The following is a 17,845-nucleotide window of genomic DNA, read 5'->3' as shown; positions in this document are numbered from 1 at the left end:
GGAATTGGTTCCATAGCAGATCCATTTTCAGAAAGCAATGAAAACCAGACAGAAGATGATGAGTATAACAAACTTTTGAAAATTGATGATACTGGAATGATGGGATATATTGATATCCCAAAGCTTGATGTTGTTCTTCCGGTTTATCATGGAACATCCGAAAAAGTACTGCAGTCAGGTGTAGGACATCTGAAAAACACCTCGCTTCCGGTAGGCGGTGAGAGCTGTCATGCGGTATTATCCGGACACCGTGGACTTGCAAATGCCAAGATATTCACCGACCTGAACAAGATGGAGGTTGGAGATGTATTTTATATTAAAGTTCTTCATCATACCTTTGCCTATCAGGTGGATCAGATTCTGACAGTATTGCCATCAGATACAGATTCTTTACAGATTGAAAAGGGCAAGGATTATGTAACACTGGTCACATGCACTCCTTATGCAGTTAACACGCACAGACTGCTTGTACGTGGCACTAGAATTCCGTATGAAGAGGCACAGAAGATAGATGAGGAAGTTGGTCTTCAGCGCACAATCCCATTCAATGTGATTCTATTGATTGTTGGAATTGTTGCTTTCATCATCATATGGGTGAGCATTAAGTTACATAAACGCAGGAAGGAGAAAAAACATGAGCAGAATAAGTAAACGTAAGCGAATATATATGTGTATGGCCAGTGTGATGTGTATGCTTTTACTCCTCATTCCGTTACCTGTGTCTGCGAATGATCTGGGAAGTATATTATTAAAAGCAACTGTTGAAGATGAGACCACGGTATATAAGCTAAGTAATACTGAATTTACGATGTATCAGGTTGGAACATATAAAAACAATTCATGGGCATTAGTGAGTGAGTTTGCAAAGTCTGGAGTCATATTTGATTTTGATGATTCTTCCGCTCAGGCAGAAGCTGCAAAAAAACTGGAAAAATATGTACAGGATAACAACATCAAAGGAATGTCCGGAAAGACCAACTCAGACGGAGAAGTTATGTACAGAGATCTGGAAAAAGGAGTGTATCTTTTTGTCCAGACACAAAAAACACAAATTAGCAATCAAGTATATCAAAGCGAACCTTTTATCATAACAGTTCCAGGTAATTATGATGGTCAGATAATTTGGAATGTAACGGCAGAACCTAAATTTAAAAATGAATCGATACCACCAATTACCACGAATACGCCACCAGTTTCAGAAGAACCATCGGGTGATAATAGCAGTCGCACTCCAAATGTAAAAACGGGAGATGATACGAATGTAATTATGTGGCTTTCCTTAATGGGAATATCCTTAATCATATTTAGTATATGTAAAAGAAAAGTCCATAAATAATATGAGGAGATCAGGGAATCCCGTTCTTTTCGTTTAGTTACTCAACTGGCATAAGCCAAAGGTAAATATCTCCGGAGGTGCACCGTATGGTGTCACCTGGGAGGAAATAGATCTGAAACCTTGGGAGGAGTTGGAAAAGAATAATTGAGTTGTCAGTGCAATCTTATTTATCTCTCGTGACAGAAATAGGTTCCCGTTTTACTGGAAGTAAGTCTGAACTGATCTCAGGAGCATAGAGTAGTGCTGTAAGATTCTGTCTAATGATATCCAGTGTCTTCTGCTTTTTTTGCAATTCCTGCTTTTCCCGGACTGTAGCAGCCTGTTCAGATTCAAGATTTTCAATCCGCTTCTGGATTTTATTAGAGCTTGGGATTTTGGTAACACCGAGATCCTGAAGCTCTTTTTTTAGTGAATCGTGGAGATGGTATTCTGCCTGATGTTTGGTGCGGTAAGCTTTTGGATCTTTAGCAGATTTGCAATCTTCAATCACTTTACGGCAGAGCCGATAAGAGTCACAGTGTTTCTGGATGACTTTCTGTGTAGTCAGTTCATTGCTGATTTCCGCTATCTTCTGATTGGCAGTTTCAATAGAAGCTTCAATGTCAGAAACATGCTGCCTGAAATCCTCATAATTCAGCAGGTTATTTTCTGAAAGATAGTTGAAGGTGCGGGCCGCCTCTTTTAGATTATTTAGTTTTGCCCAACGTTCAAATCCTTCTCGATTGCCGGTTGTAACATACGTGGAGATGTTGATATACAGGCGAGCTTCTCTGGATAGATGCTTTGGAGTTTTCGCTTTACTACGATTTTTAGCCAGACGGATGCGGACATTTTCTTCCGAATAATAGCTTCCAAGAGATTTCATATAAGTGAAGTTTTTCTGCTCTGGTGCCCGGAAGGACAGGTGCTTTCCCTGGCGGACTTCATATCCTGCTAACTGCATCTTTTGCAGAAATTCCTCATAGTTGATGGAAGTCCAGATTGATTTATCAACTACGACACGTAGCTTGGCTTTCCAACTGGTGCCACGATGATATTCCATGTTCTCTTTATAGCTTTTACCTTTTTCTCCGGTTGGCATGCTTGTGGCAAGTCCATTTTCATGGCAGATACGATTACTGACTCTGCAGAGTTTATGGTAGCTCCGCTTATTGGAAACATACTTGTGATGGTCAACAAAGCTTGCGGCGTTGAAGATGATATGGTTATGGATATGATTTTTATCAACATGCGTACTGATCACATATTCATATTTTCCTTTCAGTACTTCGTCAGCAAATTGCTGCCCTAAGCGATGGGCATTTTCGGCATCAACTTCTCCAGGCTTAAATGACTGGATCAGATGAAATGCCAAGTTATCGCCCTTGTCCATTCCATTCTTTTTTGCCATTTCTCTTGTCATAGAAAATTCAAGATCTGCAGTTTCCGGGGAACAGCCAAAACTGGAAACTAAAAGTTTTTCATCTGTCTTATCTGGATTTGTAATATAGTCCAGAGCTTTCTTGTCTGTTACTTTAATGGGGAAGATTTTAAGATATGCCATATTTCTTTTACCATCTCTTTCAATTCTTGCATTTCTTCCGGATATAGATCTCCGGTGGTATTTACCTTTTTTGCAATCTGGTTGATATTTACACCAATCTTGTGCATTTCCTCATACTGTTTCTTCAGCGGAGTGGTATCGGTGTTGACGATGTAACCGTCGATTGCCATTTTACGCAGATAAGCTCCCATGTTTTTGGTCTTTGATTCTATCATCTTTCTGCGGATAAGCTTCCGTTCTTCTTCGGTGACATAAAAATGGATTTCTTTGTTTCGCTTTCTTTCAGCCATTGGCGTGTTCTCCTTTCTGCGAGGGCAGTAGTATCGTTGCTTTCAGCGCTTTTTCAATTTAGGGCAGGGTACCCTAAATTGGGATTTTCCGGAAGTGTATCCTCACTTCCTGTCCTTGCTGTTTTACCCCTCTATTAGTTAAAGTCAGGAGAACCGGAAAAATGCAAAAGAATTTGGCAGGTAGTATGGGATACGAAAATGTGGTATGATTATGGGCAGGATATCAGAAAAATCAGGAGTTGAATAGATTGTGAAGAAAGAAGAAATTTTTGAATATGTGCAGAAACAGTATGGCACAATGCCGGAATATTTATGGAGTAAACTATCGGACAGTGCAGTACTTCGACATAAAAATGGGAAATGGTATGCAGTGATCATGACGGTTGAAAAATCGAAACTGGGATTAGAGGGAAATGATCTGGTTGACATCATGGATGTAAAGTGCGATCCAGAAATGACCAGCATGATTATTCAGACTTATGGATTTTTACCAGGATACCATATGAATAAACAGCACTGGATCACGATTTTACTGGATGGTTCAATCAGTGAAGCGAAGATATTGGACTTTTTGGATATGAGCTATGACCTGATTGACGGAGCAGACGGAAAGGAAGAAAAATGAGAACAGCGATAGTATACGCATCTGTGCATCATGGAAATACAGAAAAATTAGTAAAGAGGATCGCAGAAGAATGTCAGGTGGATTTGATTGATGCTGTGAAACAGCCAGATGCAGACCTGAGCAGTTATGATATGATTGGGTTTGCATCAGGAATCTATTTTTCAAAGTTTCATCAGTCGATATTGGAATTTGCAGAGAAGAATCTACCGGACGACAAAAAGATATTTCTGATCTGTACTTATGGCGGGAGTGCGAATTATAAAACCATAGAGCAGATTTTGGATAAAAGACATGCCAGTGTGGTTGGAAAATTTGGCTGTAAAGGGTATGACACATTCGGACCATTTAAACTGGTTGGAGGTATTGCTAAAGACCATCCGAATGAAGAAGATATGAAAAACGCAGCGGATTTCGTAAAAGGATTACACTGATTTTTGAGCAAAAGGAAAACCGGGGATTTTACTCCTCGGTTTTCTGGCAGCTGTGTTTCAGTCTTCAACCTGAAAAATATCTTCTACAGGCACTTTCAGGTAATGTGCCAGCCGGATTGCAATCTCAAGAGAGGGATTACGTTCTCCACGTTCGATGCGGCCTATAGTCTGGCTGCAGGAACCTATGGCTTCAGCCAAATCTGCTTGAATGAGATTCCGTTCTTCACGAATATCTTTTAGTGTATTATTGATTGCCATTCAATCACTTCCTTTGCTTATTGTTATCAGCAGGATCATGAACCTGCTGTTGAAGTCTAATGAAATCCCGGAATTTCTGCACCTTTGCATTTCCCGATTACTTTTCCAAAAATCTTAAAAGAGTCAGATTCCAAAACCTGGATAGGACGATATTTTTGATTTAAAGAAATCAGATAAACACCATCTGGCTCATCGTGTAATTCCTTGATGTAAGTATTGCCGTTGAGATAGAAGATTCCAATTTCACCATTAGCAAGAGAATCTTTTTTCTGAATCCATGCAACATCGTCTGTATGATAAAGTGGCTCCATACTGTCACCGGAAATCCGTACACCAAAGTCAGTCTGCTCAGGAGCAAGGTGTCCTACATCATAGGTTTCTTTTACAGAATCCTCCAGGTAATTTCCAGTACCAGCAGAAACTGGTTCCCAGGTAATTTCTACAGGATGATGGAATGGGATAATTTTTGCAGACAGTGGAGAAAACTTTTTAGAAGCTTTCAAAATATCAGCAAATTCAATCAATTTATTTCTGCCTTCTTCATTCAATCCACTCATAATGTTATATGGGTTTTCTCCAAAGAAGGATTCATATATATCTTCGATATCAAGTAACTGGCAAAGTGTCAGGAAAACATGTAAAGCTGGTTCTCGTGCATTGGTCTCCCATTTGGAGATTGCTTTTGTAGTGACCTGAATACCTTCCTGAGAAAGCAGGTCTACCAGATCTGATTGAGAGTATCCTTTCTTTTTTCTATTTTCTGCTAATATTTCCCCGAAATCACGCATTTGTTCGCCTCATTTCTATTTGAATTTTCTATATGCATTATACCGTATGTTAGAAATAAAATCAACAATAATCTCCAAAATGGAGAAAATACAACCAAGATGTTACTTGACTATCTCCGGAATGTCGATATATACTAAACATACAAAAATTGATAAGACATCATGTTGAAGGAAACAGCTGGGAGGTGAAAAGTTTGAGTGAGCGTGTGATCCTGCATAGTGATATGAACTGTTTTTATGCCAGTGTAGAAATGCTGCATCATCCGGAATTTGCCGGAATGCCGCTGGCAGTCGGTGGCGATCCGGAAGCCAGACATGGGATTGTGCTGACAGCAAATTATATTGCAAAGCAAAAAGGTGTAAAGACCGGAATGGCATTATGGCAGGCAAAACAGATTTGTCCGGAAATCATATTTGTACCACCACGGATGGATTTGTATTTGAGATTTTCAAAGATGGCAAGAGAAATCTATTCGGAGTATACGGACAAGATTGAGCCATATGGAATTGATGAAGCCTGGCTGGATGTATCGGACAGCAGAAATCTGAAAGGCAGCGGAATGACGATTGCAAGAGAAATCAGCCATCGGATTAAATACGAACTGGGTGTAACGGTAAGTATTGGAATTTCCTGGAATAAGATTTATGCGAAACTTGGTTCAGATTATAAAAAGCCGGATGCAATCACAGAGTTTAATCGAGAAAATTATAAAGACAGGATATGGCAGCTTCCAGCGTCAGATTTGCTTTATGTCGGAAGACAGACAAATAAGAAATTGCAAAAACTTGGAATCCGGACAATCGGGCAACTTGCGGAATCAGACGAAAAGTTGTTAGAGAGTCATTTTGGAAAAATAGGAAATGTATTATGGGCTTTCGCAAATGGCTGGGATGAAGATCCGGTTTGCAAGGAAGGATATGAAGCACCAGTAAAGGCGATAGGTAATAGCACTACAACACCGAGAGATCTGGAAAATGATCTGGATGTCTGGATCATTCAAATAGCATTGGCAGAAAGTGTAGCTGCACGATTGCGGAAACATGGATTTAAATGCAAAACAGTAGAAATTACAGTTCGAGATAATCGATTGTATAGTTTTTCCAGACAGATACATTTACGACAGCCAACGAATATTACAAACAAGATTGTAACTGCAGCATTTCAGCTATTTAAAGATAATTACAAATGGGAACATCCCATTAGAAGCCTGGGAATCCGAGCTGCGGATCTTGTGTTAGATGATATTCCCGTGCAGTTGGATTTATTTGGAAATCAGGAGAAAAAGGAAAAGTTAGAGAAGCTGGATCGTACTGTAGATGAGATCAGACGACGGTTTGGTTATTTCAGTATACAGCGAGCGGCAATGTATCAGGATAAAGTCTTATCCCACTTAGACGCTGGTACGCACACGATCCATCCACATAGTTATTTCCATGGGTAATTGGAGGGATAGATTTGAAAAAAGCATTAACCAGAAAACAGGAAGAAAGTTATCAGTGTATTTTACGATATACCAATGAACATGGATATCCACCGACAATACGGGAATTTGGAAAATTGATCGGGGTGAAATCAACATCATCAGCATTTTCCAGAATCAAGCAGTTGGAGTTAAATGGATATATCCGCAGAATCCCGGCATCGCCAAGAGCAATTGAGATTTTATAGTGAGGTGTCGGCATGAACAAAGTATATGTAGATGTAGTAGCAGAGTTTCGGAAAAACGGACAGCTGGTTCCCATATTTTTTACATGGGAGGATGGAAGAAAGTATAGCATTGACAGAATTTTGAAAATCGAGCGATGCGCCAGCAGAAAGGCAGGCGGTGTAGGAATGATGTACACCTGTATGATACAAGGGCAGGAAAGCCACTTGTTTTACGAAGTGGATAAATGGTTTATGGAGAGAAAAACAGCATAAGGAGAGCTTGGTATAGACGATATTATTTGGATTATTAACCGGCAGGGATAGTCACTTTCCCTTTTTATTCCTGCAGGTTTTACATAAGAAGATGGATTCCGGTCAGCAAAGGCAGCTCCCACAATGCCTTTTGGATATCCGCTTCTGCAAGTTGTAGTAAGTAATTGCTTCCCATCAAAATCATGGGGAAAGCGAACTGGTCTGAAAGACCGCCAGTTAGTGTGATGATGATAAGGAGATTTTGAAACTGATGACAGACAGAGATTATGCAATTAAATCAATGAAAGAGATTACCTTCCAGATGGCAAGCCATGCACAGGATTATTTGGAAGTAACGATTGAAAGACATTATACTGATATTAAAGAACTGATGACAAGCTATCAGAAATTGATTTTGGAAAATCAGATTGTGTTAGAAGAACTGGATATGGAGTGCCAGGAGAAGATCAATGAAGATATGGCATATGCGTTGAGTTATCTGAGCATTTATAACAATCAGCTGAATGTGCCAAAGATGCACCGGGAAATGAATAATCTGATGATCATTTACGGCTTGTCAGACATGATCTATCGTGGAATGACACTGGTGAAGTTCTATGCACCGAATGGTGTGATGCTCAGTGAGATTCTTCATTCCTGTTTTTGCAGTCATTATAATAAGACAGATGTGGAAGTACAGCAGGAGTTAGGAGTAGGCAGGACCTCTTTTTATAAAATGAAGAAGCAGGCACTTGGATATTTAGGGTTCTATTTTTATGAGATCGTGGTACCGCAGGCAAAGGATAAAAGATTTAAACCGTCACTGGGCGTAGAGGAAGAGTAGGTGAATAATATGAGATACGAAAATTCGATGAAAGGTGTAGCTGATCAGATAATCAAAGAACAGCAGCGAGCCAGTAAAATTAAAAACAATCCAGAAGAATTCCATTGGCATGACGAATATGCAACGTTGAATTTCTTTCGGTTTATCTGCAAAAATATCGGTAACTTGAGAAATGGAGAAATAGAAAAAATGGTCACACGCTTGAAAAGCATAGATCAGAAAGCAGTGGAAAACCATGTGAATGGTGCGGTTTGGGCATTTGATTATGATAAGATGTTCTGTGTACTGATGGAAAATGAAATTTGCCGAAAGGTGTGTGAAAAGAATAAATATAGTAGTTGGACGAAGCTGATTGGAAATTATTGTTTTCAAGTGGTGTAGGATAAAATAGTGGCTTGTGAAAAGCTGATTTTGATGTTAAGATGAAATTGGGATAGGAGATATTTAGGAACCTATCCTGACATAGCAAAGAATGGAGGCGAGAATGGACGTGGCGAAAGAAGAAATCGTGAAAACAGAAGAGTTGGAAACACGTTACGAAAGATACAAGGGTATCTTAAAAGACCTTACCATCATGAGCGATGTGTTTATGCGGAATGTATTCAAGAAACGGGAATGTACAGAATATGTTCTGCAGGTAATTATGAATAAAAAGGATCTGAAAGTGATTGATCAAGTTTTGCAGAAAGACTATAAGAATTTGCAGGGGCGTTCAGCTATTCTGGACTGTGTTGCCAGAGATTCTGAAGGCAAGCAGATGGATGTAGAAATTCAACAGGACAACGAAGGGGCATCTCCAAAAAGAGCAAGGTATCATAGTGGTCTGATGGATATGAACACATTAAATCCAGGGCAGGATTTTGATGACCTTCCGGAAAGCTACGTGATTTTTATCACCAGAGACGATGCACTTGGATACGGACTTCCGATTTATCATATAGACAGGAAAATCGAAGAAGTCAGTGAGGATTTTAAGGATGAAGCTCATATTATCTATGTAAATTCTAAGAAACAAGAAGATACAGAATTAGGCAGACTGATGCATGATCTTCACTGTAAGAATGCAGAAGATATGCACAGTAAGATACTTGCTGACAGAGTATACGAATTGAAGGAAACACAGAAAGGGGTGGAATTCATGTGCCGTGAGATGGAACAGATTTATAGTGAAGGTATTGAAAGTGGTGAGCTGAAAAAAGCAAAAGCCTCAGCATTATCCATGGCTGCGGATGGAATGAAAGTTGATAAAATAGCCCACTATCTTAATGTGAGTGTTCAAATGGTGCAGAAATGGATTGATGAGAGCATGAGTGTTGCACATTAACAAATGATAAATTTTAATAGAGCTACCAGGGGATACTAATTCTTCTGGTGGCTTTTTTGTGTGTTGCATGTAAAAAAAGCGAAAACTAGTTCTATAGAACTATAACTTGATTTGCGGATTCTGTATCTTTCAATTATCCATCAGTATACTAATTTTAGACCGAATTATCGTTCTGAAGGAGGTGCTACGATGGATTTAAAAGCGGTTGGTCAGCGAATCAAAGCAGCAAGAGAAGCAAAAAATCTTACACAGGAAGAACTGGCGGCGCTGGTAAATTTAAGTACAACACATGTCAGTGTGATAGAAAGAGGACTGAAAGTAACAAAGTTGGATACCTTTGTAGCAATTGCCAATGCACTTGATGTATCGGCTGATGCGCTACTGATAGATGTTGTGACACATTCTGTGACAGGTGTTACTAATGAATTATCTGATATGATAGAAAAATTGCCAAAGGACGAGCAGAAAAGAATTTTAAATGCGGTCAGAGCTTTGGTAGACTAATGAAATAGGCATTGAAATCGAAGAGCATTAAGCTCTTCTTTTTTTTATTCTTTTTTATGGATTCGTTTGTGAAAATATCTTTTTTCATAGTGAGAATCATGATATAGTAGTTCTAAAGAACTATAAATAATTCTTTGAAACCGGAGGGCGGGTAAATGAGAGAAAAAACTATTTATGAGAAAATTGCTGAAAAGTACAATACGACACCAGAAGAGGTGCGTCGGGAAATGCAGATAGCGATTGATGCTGGATTTGATGATCCAGATCCGGCTGTACAGGCAGAATGGAAGAAGGTAAATCTTAAAGGAGACAGACCTACACCGGAAGAAGTAATCAATTACGCAGTAAAACAATTAAAAGGAAATTAATGAAAATATGAAGAAAAAGACAATTGCAGTGATCTCAGGAGCAGTCATCTTGATAATTGCTGCAGGAAGTATTTATGGGAAACCTGAATCAAGTCATAAGGAAGGTGAACCGGATGTGGTAGGAACATTTTCCGTAAATCGGGATGAAAATCTAACCGTAATCGCTAACCGGGAAAATATTGAGGATAGAGAAGCGTTTGCAAGAGAACTTTTGCAGATGTACAAGGATGATTCTTTTTATTCGACAAAATTCTCCACAGACAGGGGATATGCGACGAGCCTTGATATGAACATCTATTTATGGAAAGAGGATATTGAAGATGGGGAATCGGTAATGACAGCCGAATATAGACCTGTAGAATACGGAAAGGACTATGATGTAGTCAATAATCCTGATAAATTTCAACTATATATAGATGGAAAAGAAGTAGAAGAATAACACGGTGAACTTTTTATACTGAAATATGTACGATTCCAATAATGATATGAACTTATGGGAACATATTGCGGATACTTTGTGAACTTTATCCTGATACAATGATTATGCTGATGAAAGAAGGCATAGATAACTGAATACAATAAAGAGACGAAAGCCTCAGTAGTTAAGAAAAAACTACTGGGGCTTTTTTTTGTGCCTGAATTTCTCAGTCAATAACTGCGGGCGTATCCCGGCAGGATAAAGGCGGAGCAGGCATGATCCTAAACAGAGGTCCGCCTTCTGGATTTGAAACGAGCAACAAGATTTCAAATTCAGGAGGAACGGATATGTATATTGAACATCCATATTTTTATGAAGGAAAGTATTACGCAAATATTGATGGAGAAATGATCGAGATTACAAAAGAAGTTGCGTATGCGATGAATAATTTTTACAGAAGCAGCAAGGCAAAAAAAGTTGAGATTAAGAATGAACTGGGTGAGGTTGTGGATAAGATGCTGAGAGAAGTACCTTACAGCGGTCAGTCCATTGATGGAGAAGGCTTCATGATTGAGGATTTTCCAGATCTGAACTGTGATGTGGAGCACTATGTACTGACAAAAATGGAACAGCAGGATATTCACAAAGTGATCAATCAGCTGAACTCAGAGGAACGCATGATTATTTATGGCATTTTCTTTGAAAACAAGACACAGACACAGATGGCGGAGATTATGGGGATTTCCAGACAGATGCTGTCATACAAGCTGAAATCCACTCTTAATAAGATGCGTGAAATGTATATGAATAAATTTTTTTAAAAATTTTTCAAAATCTTTTGCATCTGCCAAAGTCATTTGACTTTAGTAATTAGAGGAAGTTAAAGGACTTCCTAAAATGAACCATGATAACTGAATATCCAATAATAACTGACGTGACATTTCATGCAGAGAGCACGAGGAAGATGCCGCTATAGGATTATAAGCCAAAACCAAGATTTTTAGTTCAGTCTGTAATGCTGCGAAAAAGCACTGACCGAAGCCAGCTGGCAGGCTGGTGATGCGATGATATGTATGAGATGCGATACACTTGCAGATCCTGAGAAGTCTGTAACTGGTAAACCTATGAACTGCTGGAGCCTGGAAACGAGAGTTTTCGGGTTGTGGTCCGGAGTATGCATTCGGGCAGGTTATTATTCCCTTCCTGCATATGCGGGAGTAACGATTTGGGGTATCGAGGATAAATAGAATCGAGCGAGCACTGTTTAATAATCAAATTGGCTATAGAGGTTATGCGGCAGAGCTTTCCTTATGGGAAAGAAACTCTGCCGTATTCCTGTGGAGCCAATATAGCGCTATGGATGTTTTACAAATAAAAATAATAGATTGGAGAGAGGACAAATGACAATCCGCAGAGGAGATATTTTATGGGCAGATCTCGGTATGTTTCCTACAACATCTGTTCAGGGTGGAGTAAGACCAGTGATCGTAGTGAGTAATAATAAAGCCAATACATACAGTTCAGTCATAACGGTAGTTCCGCTGACATCAAGAATTTATAAGAAACGGTATTTGCCAACACATGTATTTATCAGCAAATATGATATGACAGGAATCCGAAAAGGAAGCCTGGCACTGGCTGAACAGGTTATGAGCATTTCTACGAAATGTATTATTGAGAAATGCGGAAGAGTGAACAAGTGGAGCCTGGATCGGGTACTGAAAGCAGTACGGATTCAGATGGGAATGGAAGAGAAGACTACATAGCTGTTACGAATATTTAATTTCGATAATGGTAACTATAGGAAAAGGAGGCGATGTCCATGACAGCAGTTGAAAGATTAGAAGCGTTGAAAACGGTTGATATCAAAGAGATTGACCGAGATAGTTTGCCAAAGTACAAGGATTTGATTTCAGAGCTGGATAGCAGGAAAAGCAATAAGATGGAAGTGCTGCTTAATCACTCTGATAACCCGTATGTATATGAAGATATGGGCTATGTCGTAAAAAGTGTTTTTAATACAGCTGCTTCCCTTTCCTATATAGACTGTACAAAACAGCTTGTAGCAAAGAAAGCTGGATTGGCATAAGGGAATAACTGGAACAACAAAATTTCATATTCACACAGAAGACGAAGTGTGCTATAATGCTAACAGGACTAAATTTGAATAGAGCACTTCTATTTAAGGGTTCTGTTTTGGCAGAATCTTTGGATAGGAGTGTTTTTTATGCAAAAAAATATCTGGATAGCAGCCAAGTACCTTCGTCTCAGTATTGAGGACGGAGATAAGGCTGAAAGTGAATCTATTGTAAATCAGTCAATTTTGATTGATAACTATATGAAATCGACGTCTGATATTACTATTGTTGAGACATTTAAAGATGATGGTTTTTCAGGTACAGATTTTAATCGACCTGGTTTTCAGGCAATGCTCAAAGCAATTGAAAATAAGGAAATCAACTGTATCATTGTAAAAGATTTATCCCGATTTGGTAGGGAGCATATAGATGTTGATCGGTATATTCAAAAAGTATTTCCACAACTGGGAGTACGATTTATAGCAATCAATGATAATTATGATTCTGAAACAGCAAACATTACCGATACACATCTTGTATTACCGGTAAAATCTTTTGTCAATGACACATATTGCAGACAGAATTCCCAAAAGGTACGAAGTCATTTAAGCGCAAAACGGAATATTGGAGAATATGTTGGAAATTATGTGTCATATGGGTATAGAAAATGTAATGCTGATAAAAGTCAGATAGAAATTGATCCGGTTGCTGCAAAGCATGTAAGAGATATTTTCACCTGGAAGATGGAGGGCATGAGCAATCAGCTGATTGCAGATAAACTGAATGAACTGGGAGTTCTTGCACCGGCTGATTACAAACGTGCGACCGGAGTAAACTTCAAATCGTCATTTCAGACACATCTGACATCCAGGTGGTCAGCAGTAGCAATTATCCGTATCTTAAAGAATCCAATCTACTATGGAGTGCTTCAACAGGGAAAATCCCAAAGAATTAACTATAAAGTTAAGGTGCAGAGGGCATTACCAAAGGAAGAATGGGTGATTTTTGAAAATCATCATGAAGGTATCGTTACAAAAGAAGAATATGAAACAGTTCAGATGTTGCTTGCGAAGGATACCAGGATAGCACCCGGAGAAAACAGACTTTATTTGTTTGGTGGGTTATTATCCTGTGGAGACTGTGGAAGTAATCTGATCCGGCGAACTAACAGTTATAAAGGAGAAAAGACAGTTTTTTATATCTGTTCTTCTTACAATAAAAAGAAGGATCAATGTTCCCGACATAGCATCAGAGAAGATGTGCTGATTCAGCTGGTGATGGATTCTTTGAAAATGTACAGTAAGATGACGGATGCCATACGAAATGCAGTGGAGTATTTGAAAGAAAATTCTTTGGATACACAGACGTTGATACAGCATGATGACCAGATACTTGAATTACGAAACAAAGTCAATAAATATTATAAGTTGTTACATTCATTATCGGGAAATCTTGCGTCAGGAGTTATTTCTAGGGATGATTACGCTTTGCTTAGAGAACGGTATCAGACAGAAATTAAAAGTCTGGAAAGCAATATTGAAAAGCAGGAAGAGTATATGGAAGATCTCCTTGAAAATAAACTGCTGTGCGAAGAATGGGTGAATACATTTCTTGAGAAACCGTCGCTGGGAGATCTTGACAGAGATATGCTTCTTCAGTATGTGGAAAAAATAAATGTATTTGAAGGAAGAAAAATAGAGATTGTTTACCGATTCCAAGATGAATTGGTAACAGCTGCAAGATTGGCAGAACAGATTGGAAAAACAAAACAGGAGGTGGCTGTATAATGGCAAGAACAAAAAATCGCCAGATGAAACAGGCTGAAGCATTCGTACAGGCATCACCGCAGAAAATCTGGAAAGCCGGTATTTATACCAGAATATCTGTAGATATCAATGGTGAGAAGAGAGATTCACTGGAGACACAGAAACTGATCGCTCTTTCTTACGCAGAATCTCATCCGGATATTGAAGTTGTAAAGTTTTATAAGGATGACGGTATATCAGGTACGAAATTTGATCGAGATGACTTTGTGAGAATGCTTGGTGACATCAAAACAAAAGAAATAAATACGGTCATAGTAAAGGATTTATCACGATTTGGTCGAGATTTGGAAGAAGTATCAAAATACCTGGAAAAAATATTTCCATTTATGCAGGTGCGCTTTATATCAGTCAATGATAACTATGACAGTATCAGTCCAGAATGTGACAATCAGATGCTGGGAATCATGATATCGAATCTTGCAAATGATATGTACGCAAAAGATGCATCAGTAAAGATGACAAGTGCTATGAAAATTAAGATGGAGTCAGGTGAATATTGTGGTGGAGATGCTCCTTATGGGTATAAGAGAGCTAGAGATGAAAAAGGAAAATCTACTACTGTTCCCGATCCTTTAACTGCACCGTATGTAGTAGAAATATTTGAAAAACTTGCTGCAGGGCAGTCATATTTGAAAATTTCGAGAGAGTTTAATACCATGCTGCTGGCTTCGCCAAGGGTATACGCAAGAACTGGGAAGTTATTCTTGGATAGAATTGACGAAACGGATATGCATTGGCAATCATCTGTAATTAAACAGATTGCGGAAAATAGGCACTATTTGGGAAATACTTATTCACATAAAACAAGAACCTCACTTCTTACAAAAGAAAAAAATGTAATGTTGGATAAAGAAGAATGGATTGAACATGTGAATACCCATAAGGCTATAGTGAGTGCTGAATTATTTGAAAAAGTACAAAATGTAATCAAATTAAAGCAGGAGAAAGCATTACCCAAAAAAGATTTATCGAATATGCAGACTCATGGAAAACAGGATAATAAGTATGTTGGATTGATATACTGTGGTGACTGTGGCGCTAATATGGTTCGGAGATACTATTACAGCGAAAAGAATGGTGTTTTGTATTACAATTACTATTTCATTTGTGGTAATTATGCAAAAATTTCCAAGGAAAAATATAACTGTAATCGCTGGAAAGAAGAAGTAATTGATGAACTGGTGTATCGGGCACTTATCATGCAGCTAAAAACAGTATGTGAATTAAAAACGCAACTGAAACGCTTTAATGATGAATATTTTGAAACATTCCAAAAATATTTGAACAGGGAACAGAGTAAGATTGTTCAGCTCAATAAAAGGAACGAAGCAAGACGATTTGAATTATATGAGCAATATGTTTCGGGCGAGATTGATACGGATGCATATAATCGTATGACAGAAAGAATAACCGTGGTCGAAAAAGACCTGGTTACAAGACAGAAAGAAATTGAGAAGAGTAGAAAAATTACAGAAAAATTGTGTAAAAAGAACTTCTCGTGGCTTGCTGAATTCAGTAAAGGAAAGAATTTGGAATTCCTTACAAAAGATGTTGTCCGTTCTTATATAAAGAAAATCTCTCTATATGAAGACAAACGTATAGAGATCGAATTTAAATTTCAAGATGAAATACAGGCGTTATCAGAAATTTTAGAGGAGGGGGTGATCAGATGTCAGATGGTAAGTGCATAGTAAAGTATTTAAGATTGTCGCTGGAAGATGAGGATATGCTGGATGAATCCAATAGTATTACCAATCAGAGAATTGTGATTGGGCAATACATAGCCAGTAAAAATGAGTTCAAAAATACGGAAGTGTTAGAATTCAAAGATGATGGCTATAGTGGAACGAATTTCGATCGCCCAGGATTCCAAAGTATGATGGAATTAATAAGAGATGGAAAAGTCAGCACAATTATAGTGAAAGACCTTTCTCGATTCGGCAGGAATCATATAGAGGTTGACACATATCTGGAACAAATTTTTCCATTTATGAATGTGAGATTCATAGCGATCAATGATAATGTTGATAGTATGAAATATGAATCTGGTATGCCGGGAATAGATGTTGGTTTCAGAAATATTATTAACGAACATCATAGCATTGATACTTCCGTTAAAGTAAAAAGAACTTTGATACAGCGTCAGAAAGCTGGAAAATATATGGGAGCGAGAGCACCGTATGGATATTTGAAGCCTGATGAAGATGTGACCAGCCTCGTGATTAATCCGGAGACAGCGCCTGTTGTGAAGATGATATTTCAGAAATATCTTGATGGAATGAATATTACTCAGCTGGCACGTTACCTGAATGAGCAGAAAATTATGAGTCCAGGTCAATATAAAAGAGAAGTTCTGAAAACTGGTGTGAAGAAAACAACAGAAAAATATATCTGGTATCCGGTAACTGTAAGACTGATACTGATGACAGAAACGTATACGGGAACTACGATTGGCGGCAAGTGGAAAGTTGCTTCGGTAGGAAGTAATAAGCATTTGAAAACAAAAGAAGAAGACTGGATTGTGGTTGAGGGTACGCATGAAGCGATTGTTTCTAAAGAGATGTTTGATGCTGTACAGGAAAAGTTGGAATTAAATTCCAGAAAGAGGAGCAAAACCCACAATAATAATTATCCGCTGAAAGGATTGGTAAAATGTGGGGGATGCGGTCAGAATCTACAGCATGTAACCAGATGCAATCCGCACTTTAAGTGCCCAAGGAAATTTAATGCGGCAAATCAAGATTGTGTAACAGACAATTTATATGATGACGAGTTCAATGAGATGATTTTCAGGGCAATTAAGCTGTTTGCAAAGATCAGTGATGATGCTGAACCGGTACTCGAATTACAGAAAGCAGAATTAAAATCAAAAGTGAATGGAGCTGCAAAAAAGATTCGGGATGCCAAAGACAGTATTAGCAGATACAAGCACCAGAAGACTGAACTATATATGCGATATGCAATGGAAGAAATCTCAGAAGAAGAGTTCACCAGAAAAAATGACAAGCTGGATAAACAAATTGAGAAAGAAACCTTAGCGATAGCGCAAATGGAGACAGAACAGAGTGAAGCGGCTGAACGTTTATTTGAACTTCCGCCCGATGGCAGACAGTGCCTGACAGACCTGATCGAAGGAAATAAGCAATTAACCAGAGAGATAGCAGTAACTTTTATTCGTGGTATCAAGGTATATAATGATAAGCGAATAGAAATTGAATGGAATTTTGCTGATGAGCTGGTGAAGTATGTAGAGCAGGTGCAGAAAATCTGCAGTTGAAGTGATGATGGACAAATTACAAAAATTTTGTGTCA

Annotated in this window: 23 protein-coding genes; 19 read left to right on the top strand and 4 right to left on the bottom strand. The window is 38.5% G+C overall.

What is annotated here, in order from left to right:
• Nucleotides 1-651, top strand: a 651-nt coding sequence (locus DWZ60_RS12765; RefSeq protein WP_147397751.1) for a class C sortase, incomplete at its 5' end; no start/stop codon positions are given.
• Nucleotides 635-1,336, top strand: coding sequence for a pilin N-terminal domain-containing protein (locus DWZ60_RS12760; RefSeq protein WP_119221757.1), 702 nt, complete (start codon nt 635-637; stop codon nt 1,334-1,336). The genes DWZ60_RS12765 and DWZ60_RS12760, both read left to right, overlap by 17 nt.
• Nucleotides 1,337-1,499: 163 nt before the next feature.
• Here DWZ60_RS12760 and DWZ60_RS12755 read toward each other — a convergent pair whose 3' ends face one another.
• Complete coding sequence (locus DWZ60_RS12755; RefSeq protein ID WP_119221755.1) at nt 1,500-2,879, bottom strand: relaxase/mobilization nuclease domain-containing protein; 1,380 nt, start codon at nt 2,877-2,879, stop codon at nt 1,500-1,502.
• Entirely contained in the window at nt 2,846-3,169 is a 324-nt protein-coding gene (locus DWZ60_RS12750) for a MobC family plasmid mobilization relaxosome protein (RefSeq protein WP_117761217.1), read from the bottom strand. Before DWZ60_RS12750 ends, DWZ60_RS12755 begins: the two co-directional genes overlap by 34 nt.
• Nucleotides 3,170-3,419: 250 nt before the next feature.
• Here DWZ60_RS12750 and DWZ60_RS12745 point away from each other — a divergent pair, with 250 nt between their 5' ends.
• Together DWZ60_RS12745 and DWZ60_RS12740 are read left to right on the top strand one after the other, a co-directional pair.
• Nucleotides 3,420-3,794 (top strand): MmcQ/YjbR family DNA-binding protein, encoded by a 375-nt coding sequence (locus DWZ60_RS12745; RefSeq protein WP_119221753.1) that lies wholly within the window; start codon nt 3,420-3,422, stop codon nt 3,792-3,794.
• The gene (locus DWZ60_RS12740; RefSeq protein WP_024720755.1) at nt 3,791-4,225 is read left to right on the top strand and encodes a flavodoxin family protein; all 435 of its coding nucleotides are present in this window, start codon (nt 3,791-3,793) and stop codon (nt 4,223-4,225) included. The genes DWZ60_RS12745 and DWZ60_RS12740 overlap by 4 nt, the downstream gene beginning before the upstream one ends.
• A gap of 57 nt (nt 4,226-4,282) precedes the next feature.
• Here the strand turns inward: DWZ60_RS12740 and DWZ60_RS12735 are convergent, their stop codons facing one another.
• Together DWZ60_RS12735 and DWZ60_RS12730 are read right to left on the bottom strand one after the other, a co-directional pair.
• Nucleotides 4,283-4,483: a helix-turn-helix transcriptional regulator gene (locus DWZ60_RS12735; RefSeq protein WP_005344265.1), complete on the bottom strand. Its 201-nt coding sequence runs from the start codon at nt 4,481-4,483 to the stop codon at nt 4,283-4,285.
• Nucleotides 4,484-4,539: 56 nt separating this feature from the next.
• Nucleotides 4,540-5,271, bottom strand: a complete 732-nt coding sequence (locus DWZ60_RS12730) for a helix-turn-helix domain-containing protein (protein ID WP_024720754.1) — start codon at nt 5,269-5,271, stop codon at nt 4,540-4,542.
• A gap of 194 nt (nt 5,272-5,465) precedes the next feature.
• Between DWZ60_RS12730 and dinB the strand changes: the two genes are divergently transcribed.
• The 15 genes from dinB (at nt 5,466) to DWZ60_RS12650 (ending at nt 17,810) form a co-directional block, all read left to right on the top strand.
• The gene (gene dinB / locus DWZ60_RS12725; RefSeq protein ID WP_119221751.1) at nt 5,466-6,713 is read left to right on the top strand and encodes a DNA polymerase IV; all 1,248 of its coding nucleotides are present in this window, start codon (nt 5,466-5,468) and stop codon (nt 6,711-6,713) included.
• Between the two features lie 14 nt (nt 6,714-6,727).
• Complete coding sequence (locus tag DWZ60_RS12720) at nt 6,728-6,940, top strand: DNA-binding protein (RefSeq protein ID WP_024720752.1); 213 nt, start codon at nt 6,728-6,730, stop codon at nt 6,938-6,940.
• A gap of 12 nt (nt 6,941-6,952) precedes the next feature.
• A complete protein-coding gene (locus tag DWZ60_RS12715) occupies nt 6,953-7,192 on the top strand; it encodes a hypothetical protein (RefSeq protein WP_024720751.1) in 240 nt (79 codons plus the stop codon).
• Nucleotides 7,193-7,442: 250 nt separating this feature from the next.
• The gene (locus DWZ60_RS12710; protein ID WP_119221749.1) at nt 7,443-8,015 is read left to right on the top strand and encodes a hypothetical protein; all 573 of its coding nucleotides are present in this window, start codon (nt 7,443-7,445) and stop codon (nt 8,013-8,015) included.
• Nucleotides 8,016-8,024: 9 nt separating this feature from the next.
• Nucleotides 8,025-8,396, top strand: coding sequence for a hypothetical protein (locus tag DWZ60_RS12705; RefSeq protein ID WP_119221763.1), 372 nt, complete (start codon nt 8,025-8,027; stop codon nt 8,394-8,396).
• 103 nt (nt 8,397-8,499) lie between these two features.
• Nucleotides 8,500-9,339: a PD-(D/E)XK nuclease family transposase gene (locus DWZ60_RS12700; RefSeq protein WP_119221761.1), complete on the top strand. Its 840-nt coding sequence runs from the start codon at nt 8,500-8,502 to the stop codon at nt 9,337-9,339.
• A 189-nt stretch (nt 9,340-9,528) separates the two neighbouring features.
• On the top strand, nt 9,529-9,843 hold the full coding sequence (locus DWZ60_RS12695) for a helix-turn-helix domain-containing protein (protein ID WP_044921521.1): 315 nt from the start codon (nt 9,529-9,531) through the stop codon (nt 9,841-9,843).
• Nucleotides 9,844-9,998: 155 nt separating this feature from the next.
• Nucleotides 9,999-10,211 (top strand): sporulation initiation factor Spo0A C-terminal domain-containing protein, encoded by a 213-nt coding sequence (locus DWZ60_RS12690; protein ID WP_117649047.1) that lies wholly within the window; start codon nt 9,999-10,001, stop codon nt 10,209-10,211.
• 7 nt (nt 10,212-10,218) lie between these two features.
• The gene (locus DWZ60_RS12685) at nt 10,219-10,650 is read left to right on the top strand and encodes a hypothetical protein (RefSeq protein ID WP_117649045.1); all 432 of its coding nucleotides are present in this window, start codon (nt 10,219-10,221) and stop codon (nt 10,648-10,650) included.
• A 326-nt stretch (nt 10,651-10,976) separates the two neighbouring features.
• Nucleotides 10,977-11,450: a sigma factor-like helix-turn-helix DNA-binding protein gene (locus DWZ60_RS12680; protein WP_181984799.1), complete on the top strand. Its 474-nt coding sequence runs from the start codon at nt 10,977-10,979 to the stop codon at nt 11,448-11,450.
• A gap of 579 nt (nt 11,451-12,029) precedes the next feature.
• Nucleotides 12,030-12,395 carry a type II toxin-antitoxin system PemK/MazF family toxin gene (locus DWZ60_RS12670; protein WP_055053836.1) on the top strand — a complete coding sequence of 122 codons (366 nt, stop codon included), beginning with the start codon at nt 12,030-12,032 and terminating at the stop codon, nt 12,393-12,395.
• 56 nt (nt 12,396-12,451) lie between these two features.
• A complete protein-coding gene (locus tag DWZ60_RS12665) occupies nt 12,452-12,718 on the top strand; it encodes a DUF6870 family protein (RefSeq protein ID WP_119221745.1) in 267 nt (88 codons plus the stop codon).
• Between the two features lie 138 nt (nt 12,719-12,856).
• Nucleotides 12,857-14,494: a recombinase family protein gene (locus DWZ60_RS12660; RefSeq protein ID WP_119221743.1), complete on the top strand. Its 1,638-nt coding sequence runs from the start codon at nt 12,857-12,859 to the stop codon at nt 14,492-14,494.
• The gene (locus tag DWZ60_RS12655; protein ID WP_119221741.1) at nt 14,494-16,224 is read left to right on the top strand and encodes a recombinase family protein; all 1,731 of its coding nucleotides are present in this window, start codon (nt 14,494-14,496) and stop codon (nt 16,222-16,224) included. The genes DWZ60_RS12660 and DWZ60_RS12655 overlap by 1 nt, the downstream gene beginning before the upstream one ends.
• Complete coding sequence (locus tag DWZ60_RS12650; RefSeq protein ID WP_119221739.1) at nt 16,203-17,810, top strand: recombinase family protein; 1,608 nt, start codon at nt 16,203-16,205, stop codon at nt 17,808-17,810. The genes DWZ60_RS12655 and DWZ60_RS12650 overlap by 22 nt, the downstream gene beginning before the upstream one ends.
• Nucleotides 17,811-17,845: the final 35 nt, after the last annotated feature.

The sequence above is a fragment of the Blautia sp. AF34-10 genome, assembly GCF_003477865.1.
Lineage (GTDB): Bacteria > Bacillota > Clostridia > Lachnospirales > Lachnospiraceae > Fusicatenibacter > Fusicatenibacter saccharivorans.
Note: the sequence above shows the minus strand (reverse complement) of the source record. Positions and strands in the feature narration are given on the sequence as shown.